Below are 13,511 nucleotides of genomic sequence, written 5' to 3'. Positions count from 1 at the left end.
GGCCAAGCGATGGATTCTGGGTCAAGCGTTCTCGTCAGCCCAACGAGTCACGAAGGCGAGGCATTCGGCTACCTCAGCCTCGAGGTTTTCCGAATCGTGTTCGTATTCTACGCTCAACACACCGCGAAAGCCTTGTCGGCGCAGCTCGGCCAAGACGTCGGCATATTTGGCTTTGCCCTGCCCGAGCGGCACGTCGCGCGCCTCCGGCACGCCCCATTCCGCGACGTCTTTCAAATGGAATGTCTTGATTCGCCCCTCCATCATTTTGAGGCACTCGACCGGATCCAGGCCGGATCGCACCCAATGTCCGGTGTCGCAGCACGCACCGATCCGGGAACTGCGTCCGCGACAGACTTCCAGCACATTCTTCGGGTGCCAGTATTGCGATTGGGGCGACTTGGGATGATTGTGGACGGCCAGATCGATACCGAACTCCGCCGTCATTTCGTCAAGCATCCCGAAAGCGGCGGGCGGCGGCTCGGCCACAACGGTTGCGACCCCCATCATCTTGGCGAATTCGAAAATCTGGCGGTTCTTGGCTTCATCCGCCCCGACATCACCGTAGAAGTTAGACATCGTTAACCCTAGCGAACGGAGCCGATCTTTCAATTCGCTTCGCTTTTCCGAAGAAAGCGTCTCGTTAACGATCAGCCCCGGCTGCTCCTTGTCCAGCGGCAAGAAGAAGCATCCCTCGACCACCGAAAAGCCGAGCTTAGCCATCATGGGAGCGGCTTCGTACAAAGGATAACGGCGAAACGTATAATGTTGGCAGCCGAGGATCCAGCCGAGCTTTTTCAGCCCATCGGACGTGCCGGCCGTCGCCGGCCCGGCTTCCGCCCCGGCCGGCCCGGCCAACCATGCGCCGCCGGCCGCCGCCAAACCGCCTGCCGCAACGCGTCGCAGCATTTCCCGCCGGGTAGGTCCGCGGTTCGAATCGGCCGATGGAAAGTTTTCGCGAATCATGGTGCGGTGCTCCTGGTCAAGAATGGTTACGCGGGCGGATCGATTCTTCGGCTTCGTCGGCCGAGTGAACGCAGTTTAGAATTAGCATAACAAGGGCGGTCGCACTTGCAACGGCGTGCGCAAAGGCGAGGTCTGGTTTCCCTTTTGAAACCTACGTACATTGGATGATTCGTAAGCACGAATGGTTTGAACCATTGTGGGGGAGGGACGGCGTCAACGCACCTATGAATCCGGCAATTTGGAAAAAGGCGATCTGGGACGGTCGTTCTCAGTTCGCGATCAGCTGCCTGCTCCTTTTCGGTTTTGCCTGGCTCTTCGTATGGCTCAATAGCCTCGTCAATATGGAGCTTTGGGTAAAACTTCTGGACTTCTTGCCGCCTTTCGCGGTGCGACTGATCGGCATTCCCTTGAGCGCCTTGGCGTCCCCCTTGGGACGCATCAGCGTCGTTTTCGTCCACATCGTCCCGCTGTTGATACTGATGGGCTGGGCTGTGGGCCGAAATTCCGAGCTGGTTAGCGGCGGCATCGCAAACGGCACCTTGGAGGTGTTGCTAACCGTTCCCGTTCGCCGAGTTCACTGGATTTGGATTCCCGCCGTGGTTTGGGCGTGCCAAGCTTGTCTCTTGGTAGGGGCACTTTGGTTGGGGTTGATCGTGGGCGTCCGTGTGATGGATTCGGGAAAAGACATCAGCGCCGGAGCATTCTTTCCCGGTGTCGTCAACCTGGTCTGCATGACGATTTGCCTATCGGGCATCACAGCCGCGCTCTCCGCCGCCGACAACAATCGCTGGAGGACCATTTGGCTGGCAACGGGAATCTTCATCGTCGCCACGATCATCAAGATGGTGGCGCGGATTTGGGAACCGGGCGCATGGCTGGCGTACCTCTCGTTTCTTTCGGCGTTCGAGCCGCAGTTGCTGGTTCTTGTCCCCGAGCAGGCCGCACGCCTGATGTGGCGTTATAACGGCACGCTCTTGAGCGTCGGTCTGCTGGGATACGTGGCGGCGACCGTCATGCTGGCGCGCCGCGACATCCCCGTGCCGCGGTGATCATGCGGCGCGATTCCAGCCGCACCGTCGTTACAATCCCCGGTTCGCCCTGACGACGACGGCAACATCGTCATCGAATTCCGGTGAGGTGATGCGCAGCGTTCCGGCCTCGGCTTCGGCCGGTTGCTCCGGACTCCGTTTGCCCGACTTGGTGTCGGTCCAAACCACGCTGTACGAACCCGACGGCACTTGGAGTTCCAGCGAGGCTCGGACGTTCGATAGCCGCAGTTCGGGCAGGTTCTGCGGCTTGTGCGGCAGCGGCACATGCAGGTAAACGGCGTAGGTTCTCCCTTCTTCGGCCAGAGCGTACGTCGATAGCTTAGGGCTTACGGATCGCACGAGAGTCGGGGCGGGACGCATGTGGATGAAGTCGAGATCTTCCAGAAATCGTTTCAGAATGCCCAACTGCTTTCGCAGCGCGGGGCTGCCGCCGCCGGGAGAAGAGTAGTCCGTCAAATCGCCGCGCGGATGGCCGGGCGTGAACGAATAATCGAGGTTGTTGTACAGTGCCCCGCCCGCCAGCATAAAGGCCCAACCCTCGCTGCGATACAGCAAATCGTCCTTTCCCCGGAAGCCCGTTTCATTCTCCCCGATCACGACGTTCCAATGGTAGTTCTCCCCTACCGCGACCGGCGGAACGCAATAATGAAAATTGAGAATCTTGACGGCGGGATGAAGGCGTTCCACCTTCTTGGAACCGTTTGCAATGTTCATGGAGACGAGATGCGTAACACCTAGGGATTGTTCCGTCTCGGCGATGACGTCCGCGACCTTCCATTGCCATTCTTCCGTGACGCCGCCGAAATACGGTTCGTTGCAGACCTCATAGTAGAGGTTGTCGAAATCCTTGAGTTCTCGCACGACCTTACGAACAAATGCCAGTTGCACGTGCGTCAGATCGTCGTGCTTGAGCGTGTAAACCTCCTCGCGCGGACACGTGCCGATGCCGTTGACGTTGTTGGCGGCATTCATCGGATTGGCCTTCCACAAATCATCGTGGTAGAACGGGCAGAACAGGTTGAACTCGACGACGACCCCGTGCCGTTTGGCGGTGGCGAGGAATTCCCGCAGGCGGCGAAAGTAGGCATCGTCCCAACGGGTCAGGTCGAACTTATTCCCGCCGTCGTAATATCCCGGTTGATCGCTTCGCGCCCAAGGTGCGATGTAGCGATTGGGACGCGGTGCGAGCGGATTGTCCGTGATGCCGAACGAGGCGGGAATCTCGCGGTATGTACCCGAGAATGTGCGGGTATGATTCAGGCCGTCTGCGGCCAACGTCTCCAAGTAAGCGGCGAAATCGAAATCCAAGTTCAACACGGCCCCGTAATGCTCACCGGACGTGACAAGGACCGTCGGTTTGCCTTGCCAAAGGAAGTAATGGGGATTGTCGGGGTGCAGTGCGATCGGTGAGTCTCTCTCAGCCGCCCCGGCCACCCCGAGCTGCCAGGCGACAAGACCGACGATTGCCGCGCACCAAACGATACCGCCCGCGATTCTCCGAGAATGATCCGGCATGGGAACTGCTCTTTCTCCAAAAGTCACCACAGCACAATGCAAAGTCGTCGCACACACGATCTCAAGCCGCGAGACCGATCCGGAGATCGGACCGACACCGTGGGACGAATCATGGTCGTACGAGTACGATCACGATGATGATCGACGCGCGAACGAAGCACTCACACCGCCCAACCCTGACGGTACTCGGGCTTGAGGTACTGATTCAGTTCGGGATGATTCTTGACGGATCGGGTTGCAGCATCCCATTCGATCTTGCCGCCGATTTTCAGCGCCAGGTTTCCGAGCAAATAGGCCTCCGTAAGCGGGCCGGCGTAACTGAAGGGGCAACTCGGTTGATCCGGGTTGCCCTGTCGGATGCCACGAAGCCATTCGGTGTACATGTCGTCGTAACGTCGCAGCGACTTCGGGACGTCGGGGAAGTCACCCACCGACTTGTGCCCTACGCCTAGCGCACCCTTGGTACCAACCAACAAGGCGCCGCCGCTGGGCGGTTGAGCCACGCCCAAGAGGTCGGGGGAAGGCGTCTTGCCTCCGTCATACCAGAACAAATCCACGGCCGGTCGCGAACCCTTGGCCGGAAATGTGAACTTCAACACCGAGGCCAAGGGAAACATCTCCGTCACCGGACCGGACATCTCCACGACTTCCACCGACTGGGGAGCGTCCAAATCCAACCCCCAGTAGGCCGAGTGCCACATGTGGGGCGCGATATCGCCCAGCGCGCCGGTCCCGAAGTCCCACCAGCCCCTCCAGACAAACGGGTGATAGACGATGCCGCCGTGCCGCTGCTCCGGCGGGAGTTGATAGACGGGGTGGCCCTCCGGCCATTTTTCGCGGTACGGTCGAGGTTGCGCGACACCCAACCAATTCTCCCAGTCGAGATAGCCGGGAACGGCCTCCTCACCTTCCGGACGGTCGAAGCCTTGCGGCCAGATGGGGCGATTCGTCCAATAATGCACCTCTTTGATCTCGCCCAACGCACCGCTCCGAATGATTTCCACGGTACGAACCGTATCCTCTCCCCCTCGCCCCGGCGTCCCCATATGGGTCACGAGTTTCTTGGCGGCCGCCAAGTCGGCCATGCGGCGAGCCTCTTCCACGGTGCGGGTAAGCGGCTTCTCGCAGTAGCAATGCAACCCCAAGTCCATGGCGGAAACGCAAATCGGCGCGTGCATGTGGTCCGGTGTACTGACCACCACGGCGTCCAGCCCCTTGACCTCATCCAAAAGCTTGCGGTAGTCGGTATAGGCACGCGCCTGAGGAAAGCGCCTCTTCGCATTCTCGAGAGGGCGCCGATCCACGTCGCAAATCGCCACGATATTCTCGTTCGCAACGCCGTTCAAGTTGCCGCCGCCTCGACCGCCCACCGCGATAACGGCAAGATGGACTTTCTCGTTGGCCTCGAATCCGCGAACAAGTCGGGCGGGTAAGACCATCGCAGCGGCAACGGCGGCCGACGACTTCAAAGCGTTACGGCGGGTGATTTGGGAACGATTCATGGGTGGGATCCTTCAAGGAGGGTGGTAGGGAACAACGGCCGCACGCCGGCGATCAAGGGTCGTTTGGCCGACCCTCCGGGGGGCGTACCGGTTTCAACGCCTATGATGATGCGCTGCCGCGGTACGCACGTCAACAGCCCGTGCCGCACGATTGCAAATCCCCACCGTTCACTCCGGCTCAGCCAGCGCGATGATGCGTGCCAACCAAACGCCCTGCTTGCGGATTTCGGCGTCGGGCGGACGATCCAGAAGGGTTGCCGGCAGTCCGTCGAGATCGGCGCGCCGATGATAGAGAACCAACCATTTGGGGCGAGGCTCTTCGCCGTTCCAGCCGATCAACCGCACTTGTTTTTCGGCCAGCGAAGGAGAAGCAAGCACGACGGCCGGCGCTTGAAACGGAGCAAGACTCGGGGCAAAACCAACAGCTTCGCCTTCCCGGCATCGCTCGGCGACGGTTCGCAACAGGTTCTCGGAAATGCCGTCTCCCCAATAGCTGACCTCGAAGCCTAGACGTTCGGCACCCCATAACCCGCCCACCAAGGCGTTGTAATAGCTGAGCCAGGCGGGCCGGAACCATACAATACCGCTGCCCTGCAACAGGAGGAGGACGGCAACCATAGCCCAACGTCGGGATGTCGGGACGCTCCGCCACCTTGCAATAGGAAGGTCGACGAGCCGCTTGGCCCCGATTCCCACGAATACCGCCCAAAGTGGAAATACCGGCAGCAGCAACCTTTCCCCGTCGTAAACCGGTACGCGCGGCGCTGAGAATAAGACGAGAAAGAACACGATCGTTCCCAACACCAGCCACCAACTGCGGGAGACGCTCGCCTCATACTCGCTGCTTGTGCCGTTCTCGTGCGAGGTGGATTTCTCAGGCTCCGGAAGCCCGGCGCGCCGCAGAAACGCCCCCCGAACTCCCAGGGCGCCCAACAGCAACAGACCAAGGGGGATCGTCACGGCAAATATGACCCAAGGGTAATGCCAAGGGACCGCGACGTCGTTCCAAGTCCGTCCCCAATAGAAAGAGTGAATGGAGGTCCGCAGGGTCGATCCGATGACGTACAAACGGAGGTTACGAAGCGGATCGAGCCAGAGCCAGGGCCAGCCCAAGAAGAACACCATCAGCCCGGTGATCAGCCAGAGGACGAAGGCTGTCCATCTCCGGCGCTCGGCGGCCCAAAGGATCCAGATGCCGGTGGGGATGCCGACGAGCAACCCGTGGAATCGAGTCAGCATGGCCAGGCCCCATACCCCTCCCGCCAAGGCATACCAAAGCAAGGAATCGCCGCGTCGTTGGGCCTCTCCGACGGCTGTTACGGCGGCGGCGCAAGCAAGGGCGGTAAACAGGTCGAGCGTCGCCAAATGGGCGTGCCCGAACAAACGAGGCATGAGCACCACGGCAAGTGCGGCCGCAGCCCCCGCCGCGATGCCTTGTCTTACCGCCGTAAACCAACCGACCAGAAAAACCAAGACGCCGAGGCCCAAGGCCGTCGCGAACCGTGCGGGAGTAATGGCCAACACGGTGAGATCAAGCGGCTCGGGATCGAAGACCCAGTGCGTCCAACCGAGAATCCAGTTTCCGAGCGGTGGGTGAACGGGCGGCCCGCTCGCCGTCCATGAGTAGGTCTCGCGAATCCGGTCGGCATTGGTCGTCCAGAATCCCGAGATCAACGCGGACGCCACCAACCGTTTTCCGTAGCCGATGTGATAAAGCTCGTCGCAAGTGACGCCCGGTCCGGTCCGGTCCGGCGCGATATCCGCCAGGGCGAACGCCGCGGCAATGATCCCCAATGCCAGAAAAACGGGAAGCCGAGCGGCTTTTTCCGCGGGCGGAGTCTGCATGTTCTGCTCCCAAACGCGACCGGCACGAGCCGGTTATTCGTTCTAACCGTGCGATTCCTCGATTCCGAACGGCAGTCGCGCGCGAGGACGTCGACGAAGGCCGGGGTTCAGCTCTTGGAAAAGCAGACTGGGCTGGATGTCTTTGTTATCTTGATACTTACCGTTGCGGTACTCTTCGTATTCACCCCGAATCTCATGGTAGAAAATCTGGCAGATGGGCACGCCCGGATAGATTCGGACCGGTTGCACGGCGAACATTTCCAGCGTCCAAAAGCCGCGGAAGCCGACATCGCCGAACCCCGCCGTGACATGCACGAACAACCCCAGTCGCCCGATCGACGATCGGCCCTCGATCATGGGAACCAGATCATAGGTTTCGGTCCGCTCAACAGTTCGCCCGAGGTAAAGTTGGTTCGGAGTGAGTACCAATCCGTCCTCCGGAATGACGAGGCGGCGGACGCGATTCGGTTTTCGCATGTCGAGCACCACTTCCTCGTACAGCAAAAGCTCGTGGTGCAGCGTCAGATCGTAGCTGTTGGAATTGAGATGTTCTTCTCGAAACGGATCAATGATGATCTTGCCGCCCAAATTCGCGAGGATCTCTTTGCCGGAAAGGATCATGGCGTTTTCCAGACCAAGGCTTGTGGAAAAGCGGTGTGAAACGGAGAGCGTCCCCAACCTATCGCCCGACCGGAGACGAAGCCCACCGGGGCCGTAGGCAACCAACCTATTATCGCTTGCCTTGGTCTTTTCCGCGACTCCCCGCGCCTCGGGCGTGCGGCCCCGGGGAAGTCGCCGGCTTGGATCGTCCCCGCCGGCCGGGCGACCGCGAGCCTGCCCCCGGGATCTGGGCGTCAACCTCTTCCGCGACCCCGATCTTGGGGCACACGTTCTCCAACGGGCACTCCCGGCACTTCGGCTTTTTCGCTTGACAATACCGGCGGCCGTGCTTGATCATGCGATGGCTGAAGGCGATCCACTCCGGTTGCGGGATGATCGCCATCAAGTCCTGCTCGATCTTGACGGGATCGCTGTGCTTGGTAAGTCCGAGCCGGCGACTGATCCGGGCGACGTGCGTGTCCACCACAATACCCGATGGGATGCCGAACGCCGTTCCCAACACCACGTTCGCCGTCTTCCGGCCGACGCCCGGAAGCTCAACCAAGACGTCCATCTCCGGCGGGATTTTTCCGCCGAACTCCCGATCCAGTCGCTCGCAGCATGCCCGGATGCTTTTGGCCTTATTGCGAAAGAAACCGGTGCTCTGGATGTCCTTTTCCAATTCGGACAGGGGGGCCGAGGCATAGTCCCGCGCCGTCCGATACTTTTTGAACAAGGACTTCGTGACCTGGTTGACGCGCTCATCGGTGCACTGAGCCGACAGAATCGTGGCGATGAGAAGCTCCAAGGGAGACCGAAAGTCCAGCGAACATGAGGCGTCGGGGTATTCCGCGTTCAGAATCGACAAGATTTCCGGCGTGCGCGATTTCGGCGACATTGCACTTTCGTATCGAGGAGTGTTTTCGGACAACGTCTCCGCGTGCCAAAAGCAGGATTGTTACCTTGGCGAATACCGCTGTCAAGCCGGCGAGACAAGTCCCTGCCCGGCAACAGGTTCCGGAAAGGCACGGTACCGCCTGAATCCCAAGCAGGTCTTGGCCGCACCCGGGGGCACGAATAGGATGGTTTGAGGGAAGTGCGAAGGAAGTGCATGCCAAGGCCGCCGTCGATAGGCTCCCGTGATCGTCGCCGCCCAGTTTGGAAGAGCGTCTGAATGACCGAAGAGCAGCGGAGGGAATTTGAGCGCGGAATCGCCGCCTTCAATCGCGGAGAATACTTCGAGGCCCATGAGATTTGGGAATCCGTTTGGATCGCCTCGAACGGTCCCCAGCGAGAGTTTTTGCAGGGCCTGATACAGGTTTCGGTGGCCCTGCACCACCTCAGTCGTGGAAATCCGTCCGGCGCCCGAAGTCTGATGGAGCGTGCCGAGGTCCATCTCGCGGATTTGCCGTCCCCGTATCACGGGATCGATTGCCGGGTGCTGCTGGACCTCGCGGGCCGTTGCGTAATGCTGGGGACGGAGATGATTCGATCCCGAACCCCCGCAGCCAAGCGCTGCCTGACCCGGCACGAGTGGCTGGCCCTGCCGTTGCCGAAATTGGAAATCCAGCCATGCCCGGAATAAACTGCGACCGATGACGGCGGCCGCTAGGCGAACTCGGAACCGGAACGGCATACTGATGGATAAAGCCGCAGAGCGGAATCGCTGACACGGAGGGATCCTGCCGATGAAATGCCCGTACTGCAAACATGACGACGATCATGTGATCGACAGTCGCGTGGTGGAGGACGGTACGGCGATTCGCCGCCGCCGAGAGTGCAATTATTGCGGGCGACGGTTCACAACCTACGAGCGATTGGAGCGCCGCCCGCTCAAAGTGGTCAAGCGGGACGGAACCCGAGTACCCTTCGACAGAAACAAGCTCAAGTCCGGCCTGGAAAAGGCCTGCTGGAAACGGCCCGTCAGCGACGCCAAGTTGGAACAAATCGTCAATCAGATCGAGCAGGAGCTTGAGACCGACTTCGAATCCGAGGTGGAGAGCCGCCACATCGGGGAGTTGGCGATGCAGTACCTTCGACGGCTGGACCAGGTTGCCTATGTGCGATTTGCCAGTGTTTACCGGCGCTTTGAAGACGCCGTGGACTTCGTCGAGGAGCTCCGTCCCATGTTGCGACGCGACGACGATCTGTTGCCGCCCGTCATGCCGGAGTGAAGTTGCAAACCTCTCGTTTCCGCTAAACCCCGGGTGCTCGGCCGTCATCGGGACGCACGAGTAACGATGGCAAGTCTGCGCCCTACGTCCATGCGACACTCTCGCGGAGCCATGAGGCGACACCCTTGCGACGGCTACTGTCGCAAATCCTCCGCGCTCGCCACATCCTGAGCCACGGCATCCAACCGCGGCTCGAGGCACCAGCGAGCGGCATTGCGGAGCATCCGTTGCATGGCATCGCTTTCCAAAACACGTCGGTTGTGTCCATTGGCGAGGTAGCACACCCTGCCCAAACCAAACGTGCGAACAAAACCGTGCAAGGAAGTCTGTTCCCCCGAGGCGGACTCCAGCAAGACGAGGGCGTCGGAAACATGCAAGCGCGGCCAGTGGCGCTCGTCCTCCACGAAATAGTCATGGACTCCCGCCGTTACGGGATGCAAGCCGTTCAGGACGCGAACGTAATAGCTTTCTTGGGCCGGCCCGTGGCCCGCATAACTCGCACCCAGCACGCGAAGGTAGAGCGACTCCTTTGCGTCCAGGGCCTTCAAGGCCGTTGCGTTGTGCAGCGCAAGGAATCCGCCGCCGCCCCATACGAACGAGGCGACGGTCATCTCTTGCTCTTCCGTCAACCAGAAGACGGCTTTGCCGAAGGATCCATTCGGCTGGGGATCGGGCCAAAGCATTCCATCCCGCAGGATGATCAGCAAATCGTATTGAAACACGACCCGCGGCATAAGATGCCGAACGTCGTACAGAAACGCTACCGCCACCCCCGCCCTTTCCATGGCATCCTCCAGCGGCGGTCGAATGTAGGCCGGATCGTGATAGCGGTCACCGATCAAGGCCAGCGCCCGGGGACGCCGCGACGGCGTCTGCGGCGGAGCCGTCAGCCGCTGATACATCCCCCCAACGAGAGCAGCCAATTGAGGCTCGGACCATTCCCTTGGAAACGAATCAAGAGCCTTGATCTCACGGACTGCCACATCCGGTGAACGCCCCATGGATATCTGGTAGGCCACGGCATCTCGCAGCCGAATGCGCTGTTCCTCCGGCAACGAGTCGACGGTCAAGAAATCCGGCGGATTCAACGCCTCGGCGACGGCGGGGTCCGACGGCTCCGCGGCCACCCGCGACATGAGCACCAGTGCGAGCCCCGCGGCTCGCAGCGCCGTACCCCAAATCAATCCCAAGTGCCCCTTTTTTCCCCTTGAGGATCGAGCTCCCATGACATGCCCCCTGTTTTGAAGCCCGAGAAACGCATGGCGGAACCGCACCACCGTTTCTCAACGACGTACGGCCGAGACCTTCGGCGACGTTTCTCGGCCAACCGATCACACCTCCCCTGGAAAGTCTCGCATGGAGTCGACGGAAAGAAGGCCGCACACAATTGCGACCGATTTCGATTGACGGTCATTCGCCACCCCATACCCTCGGCGAAAGACAAGCCGCCATGCCCGAAAAGAAGCCCCCAAAAAGCCCCGGATAACCCACCTTTTACGCGCTTAGTCTAATTGGGTAAAACTCGTTTTTCAAATTTTTAAAACTCGGTTTTCAAATTTCGCGGTCGGAATCGCTCGTTCCCTGCGAGCGTACGCGAGGCCTTCCCGCTTGATTCATCCGTCCCGGCATCCGTCCGGGTGTCGGCCGAGGCGAAACACCGGCGACCGGCCGCAATGATCTCCCCTCTCCAACCCGGAGCTCTTCCCTGTTTGCGATCGCCTGAGGACGTCCCCTCGGGTTCCGCTCGAGCGGAGCTCGGTGTCTCGCAAAAAAAAGAAGACGCCGCGTTTCCAATGACGCGGCGTCACGCGCGAACGATTGCGGACCGACGCTTCAGCTGCGCGGTCTCAGTGTATCGGCAGGACTTAGCGAATGATTTGCTTGAGTTTCGCTTCTAATTCCGTCGCCACCACGCTACGGTCCACTACGCGTCCTTGGCCGTCCAAGAGAATGGTAGTGGGAACCGTCAATATTCCCAACTCCAAGGCCGGCCTGCTTTCCATACCACCTTCCTCACGAATCTGCGGCCACGGGAGCTTGGCGTCTCGGAGATACGCGGTCATGTCCGCCGCATCCGTATCGACATTCACACCCACCACCGCTAGTTGACTGCCGTAGCGAGAGAGGAGGTCCTTCAGGATCGCCATCTCGGCCTTACAAGGCTCGCACCAACTGGCCCAGTACTGGATGACGACCGCCTTGCCGCGGTAGCCGGCAATGTCCACCGTGCCGCCTTGCGGGTCTCTTCCTTTGAAATCCAGAACTTGGCCCTCCATCGTCAATCGCTTCAGCGCGCCGCGCGCACGGATGCCTTCCGGCGTTTCGGGAAATCGCGTGGCCAACAACTGATACTGCTGTCGCGCCCCCTCCTCGTCGCCCAGGTATTCCTTGCCGACGGCGATTTGCATGATCGCCTCGGGGGCATCCGGCGCATCGGGGAAGTCTTTAAGAAACTGCTCCAGATTGGCAATCCAACCCGTAAGGACCTTGTTATAATCTGCGTTAGGTGCTTGCAGGCTGAGGCCGTATTCCGCAGCCATTTGGCGGAACCTTACGTACGCCGCGAGAGATTTTTGGGCAGGATCCTTCGCGACTTCTTCGTACAGGCTCTTCAGCCTCGCCGCTCCCTCCGGAAAGGTCCCGCCCTGGGCGGTCGCGCTCAACGTATCCGCCAATTGCTTTAGCCACGTAAGGCGGTCTTCGGGCCGCGTTGCAGCCGCGGCAAGTGCCTGGAGCAGATCCGCCCGTTTGCCGTTCAAGTTGGTCTGCTCTTCGAGCGATTTGGCCTCCGCCAGGGCCTTTTCCAAGCTTTCCAAGTCGGCCAGCAATTTCTGCATTTCTTCGCTGGGAGCGCCCTCAGCCGGCGACGTGGGAACGACCGGAGTGGGCGGCCGGAAGAACAGCCCGCCCGCCAAGGAATCGGCCGCATTCTCGTCCAACACGAACGGGGCATCGACCAGCCGCCAAGCATTTCCCACTTGGATCATCGCCCCCAGAAAAACTTGGATCGTGCCTTGTTGCGACTCCGCAAAGGCCACCGCATTGTCATAGACCACGATGTCGCGGGTCAGATCCGCGGTCCCCGCCGGCACCACCCCCGGCCGATGACCGGCGAATTGAATCCATTTCAGCGCCCCCACGGCGGGAGCTTTCGCGGCATTCTCGGCGAAACGATTCTCCGCGGTCTTCAGCAATTCGGTGATTTCTCGCGTATACGCCGGCCCCAATTCCAACGTATTCAGTTCCGCCGGAGTCGCCAGCAATGCCCGAAATCGCGGCACGTCCTTCGTGAGAAAGGCCGCCACGGCCTCCTCCGCCACTTCCTCAGCCGAGATTTGCCGCCATTGATCGATGACGCCGTCCTCATTGGCGTCCACGCCCCAGCGACTGCCTCCGGTATTCAACCACCGGCTTTGATCCACCTTGCCGTTTCCGTTGGAGTCGATGTCGCGGTAGACCTCCAGGCCTCCCTGAAAATAGCACCATGAATCGACCTTATTGTCTCCATTGGTGTCCAGAAAACGGCGGAGCACGAACCCCTTACCGTCTTTCACCGTCCAGCCGGTAGCTTGACCGATCTTTTCCGCCTCGACCTTGCATTGGGCCAACTCGTCGCCCGTCGGAGTGTCGATGACGACCCCCTTTTGCACCGGCTTAAACAGCAAGGTCTGCTCCACGGGTGGGGGGGCGGCCATCGTGCTTGTAGCCATCCAAACGGCCGTCGTAAACGCGTAAAGCATCCAGAATCGCAGCAACATCGATGACACTCCTCCGTGCCGAGCCGATTTCCCTATCGCCTTGCCTTCGCAAGGACTACCCTGTCTCCGTCGCCGGGCAGCGGCTTCCCAAACTCCGCAGCGTCG

Annotated in this window: 11 protein-coding genes; 3 read left to right on the top strand and 8 right to left on the bottom strand. The window is 60.4% G+C overall.

The annotated features are described in order from the left end of the window. Window positions 1–21: 21 nt before the first annotated feature. Entirely contained in the window at window positions 22–963 is a 942-nt protein-coding gene (locus ACZ5B4_RS04070) for a sugar phosphate isomerase/epimerase family protein (protein WP_464913160.1), read from the bottom strand. Window positions 964–1,187: 224 nt separating this feature from the next. Between ACZ5B4_RS04070 and ACZ5B4_RS04065 the strand changes: the two genes are divergently transcribed. After that, window positions 1,188–2,012, top strand: a complete 825-nt coding sequence (locus ACZ5B4_RS04065; RefSeq protein WP_464913159.1) for a hypothetical protein — start codon at window positions 1,188–1,190, stop codon at window positions 2,010–2,012. A 30-nt stretch (window positions 2,013–2,042) separates the two neighbouring features. Here the strand turns inward: ACZ5B4_RS04065 and ACZ5B4_RS04060 are convergent, their stop codons facing one another. The 5 genes from ACZ5B4_RS04060 to nth form a co-directional block, all read right to left on the bottom strand. Further along, on the bottom strand, window positions 2,043–3,527 hold the full coding sequence (locus ACZ5B4_RS04060) for a hypothetical protein (protein WP_464913158.1): 1,485 nt from the start codon (window positions 3,525–3,527) through the stop codon (window positions 2,043–2,045). Between the two features lie 161 nt (window positions 3,528–3,688). After that, complete coding sequence (locus ACZ5B4_RS04055) at window positions 3,689–5,029, bottom strand: Gfo/Idh/MocA family protein (protein WP_464913157.1); 1,341 nt, start codon at window positions 5,027–5,029, stop codon at window positions 3,689–3,691. Between the two features lie 168 nt (window positions 5,030–5,197). Continuing rightward, window positions 5,198–6,874, bottom strand: coding sequence for a glycosyltransferase family 39 protein (locus ACZ5B4_RS04050; RefSeq protein ID WP_464913156.1), 1,677 nt, complete (start codon window positions 6,872–6,874; stop codon window positions 5,198–5,200). Window positions 6,875–6,916: 42 nt separating this feature from the next. Then, entirely contained in the window at window positions 6,917–7,495 is a 579-nt protein-coding gene (gene dcd / locus ACZ5B4_RS04045; protein WP_464913155.1) for a dCTP deaminase, read from the bottom strand. Between the two features lie 109 nt (window positions 7,496–7,604). Then, window positions 7,605–8,372, bottom strand: coding sequence for an endonuclease III (nth, locus tag ACZ5B4_RS04040; RefSeq protein ID WP_464913154.1), 768 nt, complete (start codon window positions 8,370–8,372; stop codon window positions 7,605–7,607). A 276-nt stretch (window positions 8,373–8,648) separates the two neighbouring features. On the opposite strand from nth, the gene ACZ5B4_RS04035 reads away from it, so the two are divergent. Together ACZ5B4_RS04035 and nrdR are read left to right on the top strand one after the other, a co-directional pair. Next, entirely contained in the window at window positions 8,649–9,059 is a 411-nt protein-coding gene (locus tag ACZ5B4_RS04035; protein ID WP_464913153.1) for a DUF309 domain-containing protein, read from the top strand. A gap of 103 nt (window positions 9,060–9,162) precedes the next feature. Continuing rightward, window positions 9,163–9,648, top strand: a complete 486-nt coding sequence (nrdR, locus tag ACZ5B4_RS04030) for a transcriptional regulator NrdR (protein WP_464913152.1) — start codon at window positions 9,163–9,165, stop codon at window positions 9,646–9,648. 134 nt (window positions 9,649–9,782) lie between these two features. Here the strand turns inward: nrdR and ACZ5B4_RS04025 are convergent, their stop codons facing one another. Beyond that, window positions 9,783–10,874 (bottom strand): ThuA domain-containing protein, encoded by a 1,092-nt coding sequence (locus ACZ5B4_RS04025; protein ID WP_464913151.1) that lies wholly within the window; start codon window positions 10,872–10,874, stop codon window positions 9,783–9,785. Between the two features lie 639 nt (window positions 10,875–11,513). Then, window positions 11,514–13,406: a redoxin domain-containing protein gene (locus ACZ5B4_RS04020; protein ID WP_464913150.1), complete on the bottom strand. Its 1,893-nt coding sequence runs from the start codon at window positions 13,404–13,406 to the stop codon at window positions 11,514–11,516. Between the last annotated feature and the right edge of the window lie 105 nt (window positions 13,407–13,511).

It is taken from the genome of Thermogutta hypogea (genome assembly GCF_055386265.1).
Note: the sequence above shows the minus strand (reverse complement) of the source record. Positions and strands in the feature narration are given on the sequence as shown.